The organism is Nocardia brasiliensis NBRC 14402, from assembly GCF_000308475.2.
Taxonomy (GTDB): domain Bacteria; phylum Actinomycetota; class Actinomycetes; order Mycobacteriales; family Mycobacteriaceae; genus Nocardia; species Nocardia brasiliensis.
In genome coordinates, this window is sequence record NZ_BAFT02000099.1 from 73,213 (window position 1) to 89,065 (window position 15,853).

Here is a 15,853-nt window from a genome sequence, read left to right on the forward strand (position 1 = left end):
TACACAGCCATATCTGCGCTCTCCCGCGCGACGGACGGCGATCCCGCTCTCGCGCAAGCTGATTCGCCCGAACCGGAGCCGCTGATCGCGCTCCGGATCCGGGGACGGCCGGCAAGCGCGCCTGGCATGCCGGCAACAGACGCTACAGCGACACCTGACCACCGACCCGACAACCAGAACGACGCAGTCCCGCAATGTGAGCCCTACCGTGACCAAAGGGGATGATCTCGCATGACCACGCTGAACCCGCACACCGATGCCGTGCTCCGCACCAGCTACCAGGAGTCGGTCGCCGCGTACTGGAACAACAACCCGAACGACGATCGGGTCAACACGAAACTCGGTGAGGTGGACGGGCTCTACCACCATCACTACGGTATCGGCGCCCCCGATCTGTCGGTCCTGACCGGGCCCGAGGAGACCAGGCAGGAACGCATCGTCAAGGAACTGCACCGGTTGGAGACCGCGCAGGCCGAGTTGCTGCTCGACAATCTCGGTGACGTCCGGCCCGGGGACCGGCTGATGGACGGCGGCTCGGGCCGTGGCGGGACGAGCTTCATGGCCAACCAGCGTTTCGGCTGCGCGGTCGACGGCGTCACCATCTCCGAATACCAGGTGCGCTTCGCCAACGAGCAGGCCGCCGAGCGCGGCGTCGCCGACAAGGTGCAGTTCCATTTCCGGAACATGCTGGAAACCGGGTTCGAGCCGTGGTCGAGGCGCGCCATCTGGACGAACGAGACGACGATGTACGTCGACCTGTTCGATCTGTTCCGCGAATTCGCCCGGCTGCTGGAACCGGGCGGCCGCTATGTCTGCATCACCGGCTGCTCCAACGACCTCACCGGCGGGCGCTCGTCGTCGGTCAGTTGGATCGACGCGCACTACGGCTGCATGATCCATCCGCGCAGCGAGTACTTCCGGGCCATGGCCGACAACGGCCTGGTGCCGATCGGCGTCACCGACCTCACCGCGGCGACCATCCCCTACTGGGAACTGCGCACCAAATCAGAGCTCGCGACCGGCGTCGAGAAGCCGTTCCTGACCGCGTACAAGGAGGGCAGCTTCCAATACCTGCTGATCGCCGCCGATAAGGTAGGCAGGTGACCAACTCTGCCGACCAGCCGCTGACCGACCGCGAGGCCCTGCTCGTCGAGCTCGTCGACGACGCAGGTCACGCGGTCGGGACGTGCTCGGTGGCGCTGGCGCACCAGGCGCCGGGCCGGCTGCACCGCGCGTTCTCGGTGCTGCTCTACGACGCGGACGGGCGGGTGCTGTTGCAGCAGCGGGCGGCGGTCAAGACCCGCTTCCCGGCACAGTGGGCCAACACCTGCTGCGGGCATCCCGCACCGGGCGAAGCGGTCGAGGCCGCAGCCGCGGTGCGCCTCACCGAGGAGATGGGCTTGGCCACCGCGCTCACCGAGGTGGGCGTCTATCGCTACCACGCCGAGGACTCGGCCACCGGTCGCGTCGAATTCGAATGGGACCACGTGCTGGTCGGCAAGCTCACCGCCGGGGCGCCTCGCCCGGACCCGGCCGAGGTCGCCGACTACGCGTGGATCCACCCGGATGCGTTGCGCGAGAAACTGATCGCCGACCCCGGCAGCTACACGCCGTGGCTGGCGGGCGTTCTCGATGTCGCCGAGCAGGCGGTCACTGGAACGTCGCCGCGCTGAGCCGGCCGACGCCGGTGCGCAGGCCCGGGCCGAGACAGCCCCCGATCATCTCGGGCGTCATCTCGTAGGCCGCGGTGATCCGGACCGTGCTGCCCTGGCCGAGTCCGGCCACCACCGCCAGCGGGCCGACGGTCGGCTGCTGCATGGTGACCGGCCACTGGCCCCACAGCCTGCTCGTCTCCCCGTTCGACCACAGCACGTCGACGGTGATCGGGCCGTCCGCCGGATGCATGCAGTCCGAGGTCGCGATGTGCGTGCCCGTGAACGTACCGCCGGTGATGCCCTCGGGACCGCCGGAACAGTCCTGCAGCACGCCGACCGAGGTGAACGTCAGCGTGTCCGGCGACATATCGATCGCGCCGTCGACGGCGGTCCAGCGAAAATCACCGCCCGCGCAGGTGCCCGCCGGCGGCAACGCGGACGCCGTACCCGGGAAGAACGGGCCGAGCAACGTGGCGGACACCGCCGCCGTCAGGGCGAAATTGCCGAGCAGCAACACCGCGGCACCTCTTCTCGCGGGCGGATCCCGGGAAGCGACCTGCCCACAGGTCGCCGATCGGGTTGGACCTTGCCGGAGCGGGTGGAGCACGAGCATGACGAGAATCTCATACCGTCCTTGCGGTTTTCGTCCCGCCACACAGGCATTGGCGACCGGCCGCCCAGAGTGGCTCAAATGTCTAGATGCGCATATCTACGTAGGAGCATGTTGACAATCCTGAGAGAAATCATAGGAACGGCACAGGCTATGACCAGGTCGGTCTTGCATCCTGGGAGCCGTAGCAAGTTGTCGGCTAAGTGAGGTGCGCAATGGTTGAAGTCGAGGTCACCGGTACGACCGTGACGATCCAGGTGCTCGGTGGGCATCAGGTCCTCGCGCTACGTGAGCAGATCACCTTCGATCTAGCCGATATCACCGCGGTGACCAAGGCCGAGGTGGACCTGCGCCCGCCGTGGCTGCGTACGCCGGGCACCTTCTTCCCCGGCGTGATCGCCGCGGGCACCTTCCGCGGCAAGGGCCGAAAAGAATTCTGGGACACCAGGTTCGACGGCCGCGCGCTGCGCATCGAACTCGCCGGCGCCGCGTTCACCCGCCTCGTCGTCGACGTGGACGACCCGGACACCGCACTACACCTGCTCCGAACCGCAGTAGCGGCATAACCCCTCCCCCGATGCCCCGCATGCCCCACGCGTGCGGGGCATCGGCATGCTCGGGTCGGTCCGTGCCGCGGACATCGGCGGGTGTGCGGGTGCTTCGATCGGGCATGCCATCCTGGAATCGATCCGTACGACAGAGAGTTTGCGATGACGGTTTCGGCAGCACAGTTCGTAGATCGCCGGTTCGCGACGCTGGTCGCCGAGTTCGACCGGCTGTTCCGCCGGCCCGCCGACGGCGGCGGCGCACTGGCGGTCTATCAGCACGGCGTGCCGGTGGTCGATGTCTGGGCCGGGTTCGCGCGGCCCGGCGTGCCGTGGGCGCAGGACACGGTGGCCATGGCGTTCTCCACGGGCAAGGGTGTCGCGAGCACGCTGTTGCACCGGTTCGCCGAGCGCGGCCTGCTGGACTACGACGAGCTGGTCACCGCCTACTGGCCCGAATTCGGTGCGGCGGGCAAGGATCGGATCACGGTGCGCGAATTGCTCACGCACCGAGCGGGTTTGCATCGGCTGCGGGATCTGCTGCCCGGACCGGTGGAACGCTTCTTCGACGATGTGGCGGTGACCGAGGCCCTGGCCGCGGCGACGCCCGATCCGCGCCGACTGGTCACCAGCGGCTATCACGGCATCACGTTCGGGCATTTGGTGGCCGAGCTGGTGCGCCGGGTGAGCGGGGCGAAGTTCACCGACGTGCTGCGCACCGAGATCGCCGAACCGCTCGGCGCCGAAGAACTCTGGTTCCGGGTGCCCGAAGCCGAGCGCGGACGCATCGCGACCAACTTCCCTCGGCTGACCGTGGCGGGAATGAGCTGGGAGAACAGCCGCCGGCTCGCCCGCAGGACCAGGTTCGCGGCCGCCATGGACACCACCCCGAACGGCTTCGCGGAACTGATCGCCGATCCGCGCCTGCATGATTCGGTGATGCCCGGCGTCAATGGCGTCTTCGGCGCCCGCGCCCTCGCGCGGCTCTACGGCGCGCTCGCCAACGGCGGCACGCTCGACGGCTTCGAGCTGCTGCGCCCCGAGACCATCACGGCGATGTCCGAACGCCAGATCTTCACCCCCGATTATGTTCTCGCCCTGCGCATCCCGTGGGCGCTCGGCTTCCACGGCGTGCCGATGAAGCCGTCCAAGGCCGAACCCATCTCGGCGTTCGGCCATTTCGGACTCGGCGGCTCCGGCGCCTTCGCCGACCCGGCCACCGGAGTGGGGCTCGCCTTCGTCACCAACCGGCTCGGCAGCAGGGTCACCCCACTCGGCGATGCCCGGCTGGCCCGGCTCGGCGCGCTGGCCCACAATCTCGCCAAACGGTGAACCGCGCCGTTGTCCTTCGTTCGGCGTAAAGGAGAAATGGCCGAAGATTCGTGAGAGGAATGGCGGCCGAGGTGGCAGCATGTGCGGCATGGAGTTGGTCGGTATGGAACGGATCGAGGCCGCCGCGGCCTTGCTCGCGCCGGTGATGCGCAAGACGCCGATGGTCACCTTGCGGGTGCTCTCGGAGCGGGTCGGCACCGAGGTGCTGCTCAAGTGCGAGAACTTGCAGCGCACCGGGTCGTTCAAACCGCGCGGCGCGTACAACCGGATCGCCAATCTGCCCGCCGAGGACCGGGCGCGCGGCGTGGTCGCGGCGAGTGCGGGCAATCACGCGCAGGGCGTGGCCTGGGCGGCTGCCTCGCTGGGCCTCGCCTCGACGGTGTTCATGCCGGTCGGCGCGTCGCTGCCGAAGCTGGCGGCCACCAAGGCCTACGGGGCCGAGGTGCGACAGGTCGGCGAGACCATCGAGGATTCCCTGGACGCCGCGAGGGAGTTCGCCGAACGCACCGGCGCCACGCTGATCCATCCGTTCGATCACCCGGATATCGTGGCCGGGCAGGCGACGGTGGCGCTGGAGATCCTGGAGCAGGTCCCCGACCTGGGCGCGGTGCTCGTGCCGACCGGCGGGGGCGGGCTGATCGCCGGGGTCGCGGTGGCCCTGCACAAGCTGGCGCCGCAGGTGCGCGTGATCGGCGTGCAGGCGGCCGAGGCGGCGGCCTGGCCCGGGTCGTTGGCCGCGGGCAAGCCGGTGCGGGTCGCGCGGATGTCGACGATGGCCGACGGCATCGCGGTCGGTCAGCCGGGTCAGGTGCCGTTCGCCCATGTCGCCGAGCATGTTTCGACGATGCTGACGGTCGACGAGGACTCACTGTCCAAAGCACTGCTGCTCTGTCTGGAACGCGCGAAGCTGATCGTGGAACCCGCAGGCGCGGCGGCGGTCGCGGCGCTGATGAGTTGTGCCGCAGCCGATCTGGATCTGGACCTGGCCCGGCCGGTGTGCGCGATCCTGTCCGGCGGCAATATCGATCCGCTGCTGCTCACCCGGCTGATCGGCCACGGCTTGAGCGCGGCGGGCCGCTATCTCGCGGTGCGCGTGACGATCGCGGACCGGCCCGGTGGGCTCAGCGCGCTGCTCGCGGTGGTGGGCAAGACCGGTGCCAGCGTGGTCGACGTCGCACACTCGCGTACCGGTACGTGGTTGGCGCTCAACGAGGTCGAGGTCTCGCTCACGCTGGAGACCCGCGGCCACACGCACCGCGACGACGTCCTCACCGCGTTGACCAACGCGGGCTACTCGGTTCGCGTCGAGGACTAGACAGCCGACCGGCGCAATGGGCTCGCCGGCGCGCACCTTTTGTCGCCCCGCGCGCGTGTTGGTCGACGGACACGCACGCGCGGTGACGAAACATGCGCTGCGGGCGGCTGTCGCGTACCGCCCGCAGCCGTGTCGCCGTCCTCGGCCGAGGACGGCGACACGGGTGGGTACCAACGAATCGAGCTGTTACCGAACGATATTCGTTCAGGGGAGCACGTCGGCTGCTGCGTACGTCTGCATCGCGTCGGCGATCGCGCCGGCGTTGTCGGTCAACGCCTTGTCACTGATGTTGGCCGTCGTATCGCAGGAACGGTGGTAGCAGGGGTCGTACGGCCGCCCGGCCTGACCGCCGAACTGCCGCTGCTCCTGCGCGGTCTTGATGCCTTCGGCACCGGTGAACAGGCCGCCGACCGAGATACCCACCCGCATGAACGGACCGTAGTCCGACCGTCCGTCGAGCGCGGTGCGCCCGTACGGCAGACCCTTCGAGGTGAAGTATCGGATGAAGTTCTGCTCGATCTGGGCCGAACCGGCCGGGCCCTGCCTGCCGTCGTAGATCTTGTAGGCGTAGTTGATCGAACCGATCATGTCGAAGTTCAGGTAGAGCGCGATGCGGTTGCGATTGGCCTGAGACAGGTTGTTCACGTAGAACTTCGAGCCGACCAGGCCGAGTTCCTCGGCGCCCCACCAGGCGAAGCGAACCTTGTTCTTCGGCGTGGACGTGGCCATCTGCAGCGCGATCTCGAGCAACGCCGCACTGCCGGAACCGTTGTCGTTGATACCGGCGCCCGCGCGCACGGAATCGAGGTGCGCACCGGCCATCACGACCTTCTCCGCGTTACCCTGCGGGGATTCGGCGATCACGTTGTGCGTCGTGGCGGGCAGCGCCTCGGTGTCGGTCTTGAGCCGGACCACCGAGTTCGCCTGGCCGGCAAGGTCTTTGCCGACGGCGTAGCTGGTGGCGACGACCGGCACGGTGATGCCCTTTTCGTCGAGCGCCTCGGTGAAGGCGTCGGTGCGGCCCGGCTGCCCCTCGTTGAAGATGATCACGCCGGAAGCGCCGGCCGCCTGGGCATTTCGCGCCTTGTCCGCCGCGGTGCAGGTGCCGCGCTGCAGCAGCGCGATATTGCCGCGGGTGAACTTCGCGAAGTCCGTTGCCTCACAACCGGAGGTCGAGGCGTTCGCCTCGCCGCGCGGCGACAAGGCCAGGTCGACGCCTTGGACCGGGGCCTTCGTCTCGCCCGAGCCCGAGTAGGTCAGGGTGGCGAAATCACCGAGCTGGCTGCGGTCCGCCGGGGTCGCCTTATAGCTGGTAGCGCCGCCGGAGACCCGTTCCATGACCGCCGTCGTCCGTTCCCGGAAAGACTGGAAGGTGAACGGCTGCAAGGTCACCTGATATCCGGCCTGGCGCAGCGCACCGGCCACGTAGTCGCGCGAAGCGTCGTAGCCGGCGGTGCCCGCGGCGCGGGTGCGGCCGTTGGCGTTGGCGATGGCCTGGAACCGATCTAGGTGCTGCTTCACGGCGGGCGCCTTGATCGAGTCGGCCAACTGCCGCTCGGGCGGTGCGCCGGGTTCCGCGTACGCGGAACCCATCAGCGCGAGTGAGAAAACGACGGGCAGAGCGGTGGCTGCGGCGATAACGCGGCCGGCCCTGTCTCGGGGGAAGATGCGGGGCATATCGGCTCCTCCAGAAGGGATGGATGAATCCCGGATGGTCGGAAGATTAAGCCGATGCGTCACTGTGATGAAACCCCAGTTGATAGTGGGGAAAGCGGCTGTGTGCCAGGTTTTCCCGCCCGTGCCGACCGGACGCGTGCGCGCCCGGTCGGCCCCTCATCGGGCAGTGGTCAGCACTTGCGCTTGTAGAAATACTTCGAGTTGGCCTCCATATCGGCCTGGGTGATGGCGATCATGTCGGTCTGGATCGTCCGGGTCACCGGCTTGCCCTCGATCGCGGCGACCGCCTGATCGACGCCCTTCGCCCCGATGCCAGCGGGATCCTGGGCGATAAGGGCTTGCACCGTACCGGCTTTCAGGTCCTCGACCTGCTTCGGGCTGGCGTCGAAGCCGACCAGCTTCACCTGGCCGAGCTTGTTCGCGTTGCGCAGGCCGGTGGCCGCGCCCTCGGCGGAGCTCAGGTTGGTGGCGAAGATACCGGCGAGATCGGGATGCGCCGCCAGCGTCGCGGTGACGATCGAAGCCGCCTGTGCCGCTTCGTTGTTGTTGTACTGCACGCCGAGCGAGGTGATACCGGGGAAGCTCTTGACCGCCTCCTCGAAGCCCTGCGCGCGGGCGTCGGTGGTGGACGTGCCCGCCTTGGTGTTGATCACCAGCACCGGGCCCTTGTCCCCCACCAGCTTCGCCAGGGTCTGCGCCGCGAGCGCACCGCCCTTCTTGTTGTCCGACGAAATCGACGACAGCGCAACGGAAGTGTCGTCCAGCGCGGTGTCCACCTCGACGATCTTGATGCCCGCGTCCTTGGCCTGCTTGATCGGATTGGCCATGGCGGTCGCGTGCGTCGGCGCGATCAGGATGCCGCCCGGCTTGTTCGCCACCACGCCGGTCAGCACCGGGGTCTGCGTGCCCGCGTCGAACTTGGTCGGCGCCTGCGTGTCCAGCTTGTAGCCGAGCTTCGAGGCCTCGTCCTGCGCGCCGCACTGCATCGAAATGTAGAACGGCTCGTCCGCGACGCCCGGGATGAGCACCAGCTTCTTGCTGTCGCCGCTGCCCGAATTACTCACCTGCCCACTGCAACCCGCCAGCAGCGCGCCGACCGACACCATCGCGCCGATCACCACCGCGGTCCGCTTCGCCACCCTCATTCGGCTACCTCCGCCATTTCTGTTGTTGCCATACCTATTTCCGATCCCGGGCCCGGCGCCGGAGCTGGTCGAACCAGACCGCCGCGACGAGGACCACGCTCACCGCGATCGGCTGCCAGAACACCGGCACCTGCGCGATGACGAACCCTTTCTTCAGCACCGACGGGATGAACACGCCGATCACCGTGCCGACGATCGACCCGACACCGCCGAACAGGCTGGTGCCGCCGATCACCACGCCCGCGATGGCGTCCAGGTTGTCGGTGGTGTGGCCGCCGATCGTGGTGGTGCCGAAGTAGGCCAGATTCATGAAACCGGCCAACCCGGCCAGCACCCCGGTGAGCAGGTAGACGGTGATCAGATGCCGGGTGACCGCGATGCCGGAGCGGCGCGCGGCCTCCTCGTTGGAGCCGATGGCATAGGTGTAGCGACCGAAACGGGTGGTGTGCAGTACCCAGGCGGCCAGCACGGTCACCACGGTGGCGACCAGGACCAGGTTCGGCACGCCGCCCAGGGTGGTACCGAAACCCAGTGTGTTGCGCAGCTTTTCGGGCACCGTGCGGGTGTCGACGCCGCCGGTGATCAGCTGTGCCGCACCGAGCGCGGCGCCGAACGAGCCGAGCGTGACGATCAGCGGCGGAATCTTGGCCTTGGCCACCAGAACTCCGTTGACCAGGCCCCAGACACCGCCGCCCACAACCGAAAGCAGGAAGCCGATGCCGATGATGCCCCAGCCCGCGTTGGTGGCGTCCTGGTCGGGGCTGAGCGCCTCCATCGTCTTCGCGCCGATCACGCCCGCGAAGATCAGCACCATGCCCACCGACAGATCGATGCCCGAGGTGATGATCACGAACGTCATGCCCACCGAAAGCACCAGCAGCACCGAGGTTTCGATGAGCAGTGTCTGAAAGGTGAAGCGGGTGGGGAACGCGTCGGGGCGCAGCACGCTGAACACGATGCACAGCACGACCAGCACCACGCCGATCCACACCGTGCTCGCGCCCATGAGCCGTTGCAGGACAGTGCGTTGCGGCAGCTCGACCGCGCCGTTGCCGGTCGCCTCGCCTGCGACGTCCTGGGAACCGCCGGGGCGCGTCATGCCGCTTCCTCCTGTGACAGCGCGCCGGTCATGGCGCCCACCAATTGTTCGAGCGTGGCGTCGGCCGCGGTGAACCGCGCCACCCGCTTGCCCAGCCGGAGCACCTCGATGCGGTCCGCGACCGCCAGCACCTCCGGCATGTTGTGGCTGATCAACACCACGGCGATGCCCTGATCGCGGACCCGGCGGATCACGTCGAGCACCCGCTCGCGCTGCACCACGCCGAGCGCGGCGGTCGGCTCGTCCATGAACACCACCTTGCTCGCCCACATCACCGCCCTGGCGACCGCGACGCTCTGCCGCTGGCCGCCCGAGAGGGAGCCGATCGGCACGTCGGTGCTCTGCAGGGTCACGCCGAGCCGCCGGAAGTGTTCGACCGCTTGGACTCTCATCGCGGTGCGGTCGAGCATGCCGAGCTTGCCGGGTAACCCTTTGCGCACCAGCTCCCGGCCGAGGAACAGATTCGCCGCCGGGTCCAGGTCCGGGGCCACCGCGAGATCCTGATAGACGGTTTCCACGCCGAGTTTGCGGGCCGCCGTCGGGGTATTCAGCACCACCGGCTTGCCGTCCAGCAGAATCTGCCCGGAATCGGGTTGTTCGGCGCCGGAAAGGCATTTCACGAGCGTCGATTTACCCGCGCCGTTGTCTCCGATCAACGCGACGACTTCGCCCGCGCTCACCTGAAAGTTCGCGCCGCGCAGCGCCTCGACACCGCCGTACCGCTTCACCAGTCCCTCGGCCCGCAACGCGACCACCGATGCCGCGGACGCATCGGCCGTTTTCGCCGCATCGTCCGAGGTCATCGGCCACATCCGCGCACGCGCAGCTGAGCAAACGTCCAGTCCATCGCCCGATGCTACGACCGCCCCCGATCTCATGGGACGATTTCGACAAAATGCGTCCGCCCCAACGCAATCCCACTTTTCCACCCCCGAAAACAATGCACTCAATGTTCCATACGAACAAGCTATGGAGTAGTGCACCAACAATTGCCTCAGACACCCGCCCCGAAAATCCCGCGTTTCACCGGAACCGCCCGGCGGGGCCTCGCGTCGAACAAGACGCAACCCTTTCCTGTCGTCGAGCGAAGGAGTCACAGTATGAGTCGCATGAGCCGGCCATCGGTCCCGGAGGCGCCATGAGCCCACGCACCGCCACCGCGCCGATTCCGGCCGAGCTGCGCGCCCAACCCGCCCTGCCCCACTATTCTCGGGATATGAACCACATGGACGCCGATGTAACCCTCGCGGAGTTCGAGGTGCTGGAGCGCGCTTCGTCCGAGGAAGTCAGCGTCGAGTTGATCAATGGAAGGATCTACGTGGTTCCGGCCCCGGATGGTGAGCACGACGTGTTCGCGATGCATATCGGCGACCAGATCCGACAGCATCGGCCCGAGCTCAGGCTCTTCCAGGAGCGTGGGTTGGCGATTCCCGCTTACCGCGCCGGGCGCGCACGGCCGGACGGCGTCGTCGCGCCGCTCACCTACTTCCGGGACCAACCACCGTGGTCCGATGCCTCCGGAGTGCTGATGCTCGTGGAGATCACTTCAGGCAGGGAGCGTGACGCGGATATCGATCGCCTCGAGAAGCGCGAAGCGTACGCACAGGCATCTATTCCGGTGTTCCTGTTGGTCGACCGCCATCGAGCGGAGACGACCGTCTACTGGGAGCCCGACACCGGCGGCTACCGACACGCAGAATCCGCCAAATTCGGTGCCACCCTGAGGATTCCGCCGCCCTTCGAGTTCGATCTGGATACCGAAGAGTTCCTCTGATCGCTGTCAGCGGTGCTGCCGATGGTCGTCATCCATCGGTACCACCGCGGGTTCAGTGCTGGCCGCCGAGTTCCAGGGCGAGCACGCCGAGGATGACGAGGGCTATGCCGCCTACCTGGATGAGGGTGAGGCGTTCGTCCAGGAAGAGGACGCTGATGACGGCGATGGCGGCTACGCCGACGGCCGACCAGATGCCGTAGGCGACACCGATCTGCATGCCGCGCTTCAGCGACTGGGACAGGAACCAGAAGGCGGCGCCGTAACCGATGACCACGACGATCGAGGGGACCAGTTTGGTGAACCCCTCGGACAGCTTCAGGGAAACGGTGGCGGTCACCTCGGACGCGATGGCCAAGGCCAGCAGAAGCATGGTCATGGCGGCAGCGTAGCGAGTATCGGACAATGGCAAGGCGGTGCGGGGGGCGAACGGCGACGAGGTGTGGTGGTCAGCGTGGACGTGATGGTGCTGATCATCGGCGCGATCGTGGTGGCCGTCGTGATCGTGCTCGTTGTGGTTGTCCCGCTGTCGATTCGCGCCGAACGCCGGCGTAAGGCCGCACTGGCCGGCTGGGCGCACGCGCACGGCTGGTCCTACGCGGAACGGGTCCGGGCGGACTGGACCGGGCGCCTGCCCGGGCGCAACAAGCGCGGCCTGGGCGTGACGCTGACGGGGCAGCTCGACGGCCGGTGGGTGACCGTCGCGGACTATTCGTACGAGACCACCTCGTCCAGCAACTTCTCCTCGACCTCGCACAGCACGACCAGCACGACGACGCACTACTACATCGTCATCGTCGTGCACCTGCCCCAGCCGCACCGGCCGGTCGCCGTGTTGACCCGCGGCCTGTTCTCCCAGCTCGGCCGCACCCTGTTCGGCGACAAACCCACCGCCACCGGCAATCCGGACTTCGACTCCCGCTTCCGCATCGTCTCGCCCGAGCCCCGATACGCCCACTGGCTGGTCGGCAAGGACCTGATCGCCGCCCACCTGCACAACACCGTCCCGCACTGGAGCGTCGGCAACCACGACCTGGTCACCTACCGTCCCGGCCGCCTGAAAGACCCGAACGCCATCCCCGCCCTGGCCGCCCCGCTTCTACACGTAGCAGGCCTGTTCCCCCGCTGATCAAACAGCAACGCGCCGCACAGTCAACCGTGCGCCCGGCAGGAGCCGCCGCGCCCCAACCGAAACACAGTGCACGCCAGCACGAGTGACAGCGCGTCCAACCGCAGCAACCGCAACGCTGCTGCTGGCCATAACCTTTCGGCGCAAGCGGCAACGCACCCTCCGCAACAGTGTGGGCACACCGGCGCGCGAGCCGCGACGCGTGACGGCATGACAGCAGTGGATCTAACCCGGACGGCGATAAGACTCAGCGCGGGCAGCAGCACGCCTCGCTCGTCCACCAGCCGCCTTTGCGCGAGCGGCCAGCACGCCTGAGCCCCCAACCATGCCTCGCGGCATGAGCCGCAAGCACAAACGGCAGCAGCGCGGCCGCGTGGGTCAGCGCAGCCAGTCGCGGACTTCTGCGGTGGCCGTGCGGATTTCGTCGAGTTGGCGGGTGACCTGGGTGCCTGCGGTGCCGCCGCGGGCGTTGCGGGAGGCGATGGAGCCCTCGACGGTGAGCACCTCGCGGACCTGGGGGGTGAGCGCGGGGTCGATGGCGGCGAATTCCGCGTCGGTGAGTTCGTCGAGTCCCACGCCGCGCGCTTCCGCGGCCCGCACGCAGGCACCGGCCGCCTCGTGCGCGACCCGGAACGGAACACCTTGCCGGACCAGCCATTCGGCGATATCGGTGGCCAGCGTGAAACCGGCGGGCGCGAGCTCGGCCATCCGCTCCGTGTGGAAGGTGAGGGTCGAGACCAGGCCTGCGATGGCCGGGAGCAGGAGTTCCAGCTGGGCCACCGAATCGAACAGGGGTTCCTTGTCCTCCTGCAGATCCCGGTTGTAGGCCAGCGGTTGCGCCTTCAGCGTGGCCAGCAGCCCGGTGAGGTTGCCGATGAGCCGGCCCGCCTTGCCCCGGGTGAGTTCGGAGACGTCCGGGTTCTTCTTCTGCGGCATGATCGAGGAGCCGGTGGACCAGGCGTCGGCCAGCGTGATGTACCCGAATTCCGGTGTGCTCCATAGGATCACCTCTTCAGCCATGCGGCTGAGGTCGACCCCGATCATGGCGAGCACGAACGCGGCCTCGGCGGCGAAATCGCGCGACGACGTGGCGTCGATCGAATTGGCCGCCGCCGCATCGAAATCCAGTTCGGCGGCGATCGCCTCGGGGTCGAGCCCGAGCGAGGAACCGGCCAGCGCGCCGGAACCGTACGGCGACACCGCGGCCCGCTTGTCGAAGTCGCGCAGCCGATCGATATCGCGCAGCAGCGGATGGGCGTGTGCGAGCAGGTGATGCGCCAGCAGCACCGGCTGCGCGGCCTGCAGGTGCGTCTTACCCGGCATCACCGCGTCCGGGTGCGCGCCGGCCTGCGTCACCAGCGCGTCGACGACGGCGAGCAGTCCGGCCGCGACCCGGCGGACCGCGTCGCGCAACCACATCCGGAACAGCGTGGCCACCTGATCGTTGCGGGATCGCCCGGCCCGTAGCCGGCCGCCGAGTTCGGCGCCGACCCGCTCGATCAGCCCGCGTTCCAGGGCGCCGTGTACGTCCTCGTCCGAGTCGGCGGGGCCGAACGCACCCGAATCCACGTCCGCGGCAAGCTGATCCAGCCCGGCCAGCATCCCGGCGAGGTCGCTCTCGGACAGCAGCCCGGCCTTGTGCAGCACGCGGGCGTGCGCCTTGGACGCGCGAATGTCGTACGGCGCCAAAACCCAGTCGAACTGTGTCGACTTGCTCAGCGCGGCCATCGCCTCGGCCGGTCCGGACGCGAATCGCCCGCCCCAGAGCGCACCGGTGTTCGTGCTGCCGCTCTGCGTCATGGTGTGCTGTCTCCTCAGGGTCGGATGGCGGTCATCACGTCACGATGTCCCAGCTGTCGTCGTCGGTCCGCATCATCGCTCCCTTCGAGTCGGCCGGTCAGGGCCGACCCGTCCGAGGCTACTGCGCGCGCCGCCTACTTCTGGTTCAGGTCCCGGCGCGCGGCGACCTTGGAGGACAGGCCGTGGATCTGCACGAAGCCCTTGGCCAGCGACTGGTCGAAGGTGTCGCCCTCGTCGTAGGTGGCCAGGTTGAAGTCGTACAGCGACTGGTCCGAGCGACGGCCGTTGACCACCGCGCTGCCGCCGTGCAGCACCATCCGGATATCACCGGTGACGGCCTGCTGGGTGTCGCCGATGAAGGCGTCCAGCGCCCGCTTCAGCGGGGAGAACCAGAGACCGTCGTAGGCCAGCTCGCCCCAGCGCTGCTCGACCTGACGCTTGTACCGGCCCAGCTCACGCTCGATGGTGACGTTCTCCAGCGCCTGGTGCGCGGTGATCAGCGCGATCGCGCCGGGTGCCTCGTAGATCTCGCGGCTCTTGATGCCGACGAGCCGGTCCTCGACCATGTCGAGCCGGCCGACGCCCTGCCGTCCGGCCCGGTGGTTCAGTTCGACGATCGCTTCCAGCACGCTGACCGGGCGGCCGTCGATGGCGACCGGCACACCGCGCTCGAAGGACACGATCAGCTCGTCCGGCGCCTCGAAGTTGACGGTCGGGTCGGCGGTGTAGTCGTAGACGTCCTTGGTCGGCGCGTTCCACAGGTCTTCGAGGAAGCCGGTCTCGACGGCCCGGCCCCACACGTTCTGGTCGATCGAGAAGGGCGACTTCTTGGTGACGTTGATCGGCAGCGCGTTCTCCTCGGCGAAGGCGATGGCCTTCTCCCGGGTCCAGGCGTAGTCGCGGACCGGGGCGATCACGTTCAGGTCGGGCGCGAGCGCGCCGATGCCGACCTCGAAACGAACCTGGTCGTTGCCCTTGCCGGTGCAGCCGTGCGCGACGGTGCTCGCGCCGTGGAACTTGGCCGCCTCCACCAGGTGCTTGACGATGAGCGGCCGGCTGATCGCGGAGACCAGCGGGTACTGCCCCATGTACATCGCGTTGGCCTGGATGGTGGGCAGGCAGTACTCGTCGGCGAATTCGTCGCGGGCGTCCACCACGATGGCCTCGACCGCGCCGCAGTCGAGCGCTCGCTGGCGCACCACGTTCATGTCCTCGCCACCCTGGCCCAGGTCGATGGCCACGGCCACCACCTCGGCACCGGTCTCCTTGCCGATCCAGCTGATCGCGACGGAGGTGTCCAGCCCACCGGAGTAGGCGAGTACGACGCGTTCGGACATGGTCTGTGTGCTCCTCGGTTTCGGTACGTGTGTGCGAAGTGCGGGCGACTGCCGCCCCCGGTGTTCGCCTCGGGATCACGGGGCCCGCACGTTCTACAAATGATTATGCACGATGATGCAAGCCCATGCATAACCGGGGGTGCCCCAGCTACCGATCCGCATCATCGAGGCGGTGAAAGTCTCTGCCCATCAAGCGAATCCCCGCGGACGAGGCCCGTCCTGTGCGACCCTTGGGGGCGGAAACGTTCGGCCAGGCAGAAGGAAGAACGTCATGCTGCTGCATCTCATCGGGCAAGAATTCAGCACCCTCGGCAACGGCGTCCTCGACGTCGGTCGCGCGGTGGTCGACCTCATCCAGGACATCATCAACGTGGCCACCCCCGACAACGGCGGCACCCCGCGCAGCGGCGGCGGTGGCCAGTACCCGTTCAGCTGACG

At 68.0% G+C, this 15,853-nt stretch carries 16 protein-coding genes; 8 read left to right on the forward strand and 8 right to left on the reverse strand.

Features of this window, described 5'->3' with window-relative positions; genetic code table 11:
* Positions 1-231: 231 nt before the first annotated feature.
* Both TY25_RS33870 and idi read left to right on the forward strand, forming a co-directional pair.
* Positions 232-1,104 carry a geranyl diphosphate 2-C-methyltransferase gene (locus TY25_RS33870; protein ID WP_042263235.1) on the forward strand — a complete coding sequence of 291 codons (873 nt, stop codon included), beginning with the start codon at positions 232-234 and terminating at the stop codon, positions 1,102-1,104.
* Positions 1,101-1,673: an isopentenyl-diphosphate Delta-isomerase gene (idi, locus tag TY25_RS33875; protein ID WP_052383378.1), complete on the forward strand. Its 573-nt coding sequence runs from the start codon at positions 1,101-1,103 to the stop codon at positions 1,671-1,673. Before TY25_RS33870 ends, idi begins: the two co-directional genes overlap by 4 nt.
* Here idi and TY25_RS33880 read toward each other — a convergent pair.
* Complete coding sequence (locus TY25_RS33880) at positions 1,651-2,172, reverse strand: hypothetical protein (RefSeq protein WP_042263238.1); 522 nt, start codon at positions 2,170-2,172, stop codon at positions 1,651-1,653. The two genes, idi and TY25_RS33880, sit on opposite strands and share 23 nt — an antisense overlap.
* Before the next feature lie 308 nt (positions 2,173-2,480).
* On the opposite strand from TY25_RS33880, the gene TY25_RS33885 reads away from it, so the two are divergent.
* From TY25_RS33885 to ilvA, 3 genes are all read left to right on the forward strand, one after another.
* Positions 2,481-2,831: a hypothetical protein gene (locus tag TY25_RS33885; protein WP_042263240.1), complete on the forward strand. Its 351-nt coding sequence runs from the start codon at positions 2,481-2,483 to the stop codon at positions 2,829-2,831.
* A 144-nt stretch (positions 2,832-2,975) separates the two neighbouring features.
* Positions 2,976-4,142, forward strand: a complete 1,167-nt coding sequence (locus TY25_RS33890; RefSeq protein ID WP_052383379.1) for a serine hydrolase domain-containing protein — start codon at positions 2,976-2,978, stop codon at positions 4,140-4,142.
* Between the two features lie 79 nt (positions 4,143-4,221).
* Entirely contained in the window at positions 4,222-5,457 is a 1,236-nt protein-coding gene (gene ilvA, locus TY25_RS33895; protein WP_042263242.1) for a threonine ammonia-lyase, read from the forward strand.
* Between the two features lie 204 nt (positions 5,458-5,661).
* Here the strand turns inward: ilvA and TY25_RS33900 are convergent, their stop codons facing one another.
* The 4 genes from TY25_RS33900 to TY25_RS33915 form a co-directional block, all read right to left on the reverse strand.
* Positions 5,662-7,050: a M28 family peptidase gene (locus TY25_RS33900; RefSeq protein ID WP_226887418.1), complete on the reverse strand. Its 1,389-nt coding sequence runs from the start codon at positions 7,048-7,050 to the stop codon at positions 5,662-5,664.
* 254 nt (positions 7,051-7,304) lie between these two features.
* Complete coding sequence (locus TY25_RS33905; RefSeq protein WP_042263246.1) at positions 7,305-8,279, reverse strand: ABC transporter substrate-binding protein; 975 nt, start codon at positions 8,277-8,279, stop codon at positions 7,305-7,307.
* A gap of 34 nt (positions 8,280-8,313) precedes the next feature.
* Positions 8,314-9,378, reverse strand: a complete 1,065-nt coding sequence (locus TY25_RS33910; protein WP_042263248.1) for an ABC transporter permease — start codon at positions 9,376-9,378, stop codon at positions 8,314-8,316.
* Complete coding sequence (locus TY25_RS33915) at positions 9,375-10,181, reverse strand: ATP-binding cassette domain-containing protein (RefSeq protein ID WP_042263317.1); 807 nt, start codon at positions 10,179-10,181, stop codon at positions 9,375-9,377. The genes TY25_RS33910 and TY25_RS33915 overlap by 4 nt, the downstream gene beginning before the upstream one ends.
* A gap of 413 nt (positions 10,182-10,594) precedes the next feature.
* On the opposite strand from TY25_RS33915, the gene TY25_RS33920 reads away from it, so the two are divergent.
* On the forward strand, positions 10,595-11,152 hold the full coding sequence (locus TY25_RS33920; protein WP_042263319.1) for a Uma2 family endonuclease: 558 nt from the start codon (positions 10,595-10,597) through the stop codon (positions 11,150-11,152).
* A 52-nt stretch (positions 11,153-11,204) separates the two neighbouring features.
* On the opposite strand, the gene TY25_RS33925 is transcribed toward TY25_RS33920, so the two are convergent.
* Positions 11,205-11,528: a DMT family transporter gene (locus TY25_RS33925; protein WP_042263250.1), complete on the reverse strand. Its 324-nt coding sequence runs from the start codon at positions 11,526-11,528 to the stop codon at positions 11,205-11,207.
* A 66-nt stretch (positions 11,529-11,594) separates the two neighbouring features.
* Here TY25_RS33925 and TY25_RS33930 point away from each other — a divergent pair, with 66 nt between their 5' ends.
* Positions 11,595-12,278, forward strand: coding sequence for a hypothetical protein (locus TY25_RS33930; protein ID WP_146154017.1), 684 nt, complete (start codon positions 11,595-11,597; stop codon positions 12,276-12,278).
* Between the two features lie 378 nt (positions 12,279-12,656).
* Here the strand turns inward: TY25_RS33930 and argH are convergent, their stop codons facing one another.
* Positions 12,657-14,078 (reverse strand): argininosuccinate lyase, encoded by a 1,422-nt coding sequence (gene argH / locus TY25_RS33935; RefSeq protein ID WP_042263253.1) that lies wholly within the window; start codon positions 14,076-14,078, stop codon positions 12,657-12,659.
* A gap of 134 nt (positions 14,079-14,212) precedes the next feature.
* Complete coding sequence (locus TY25_RS33940) at positions 14,213-15,415, reverse strand: argininosuccinate synthase (RefSeq protein WP_014983525.1); 1,203 nt, start codon at positions 15,413-15,415, stop codon at positions 14,213-14,215.
* 271 nt (positions 15,416-15,686) lie between these two features.
* Here TY25_RS33940 and TY25_RS42980 point away from each other — a divergent pair, with 271 nt between their 5' ends.
* Positions 15,687-15,851: a hypothetical protein gene (locus TY25_RS42980; protein WP_156055162.1), complete on the forward strand. Its 165-nt coding sequence runs from the start codon at positions 15,687-15,689 to the stop codon at positions 15,849-15,851.
* Positions 15,852-15,853: the final 2 nt, after the last annotated feature.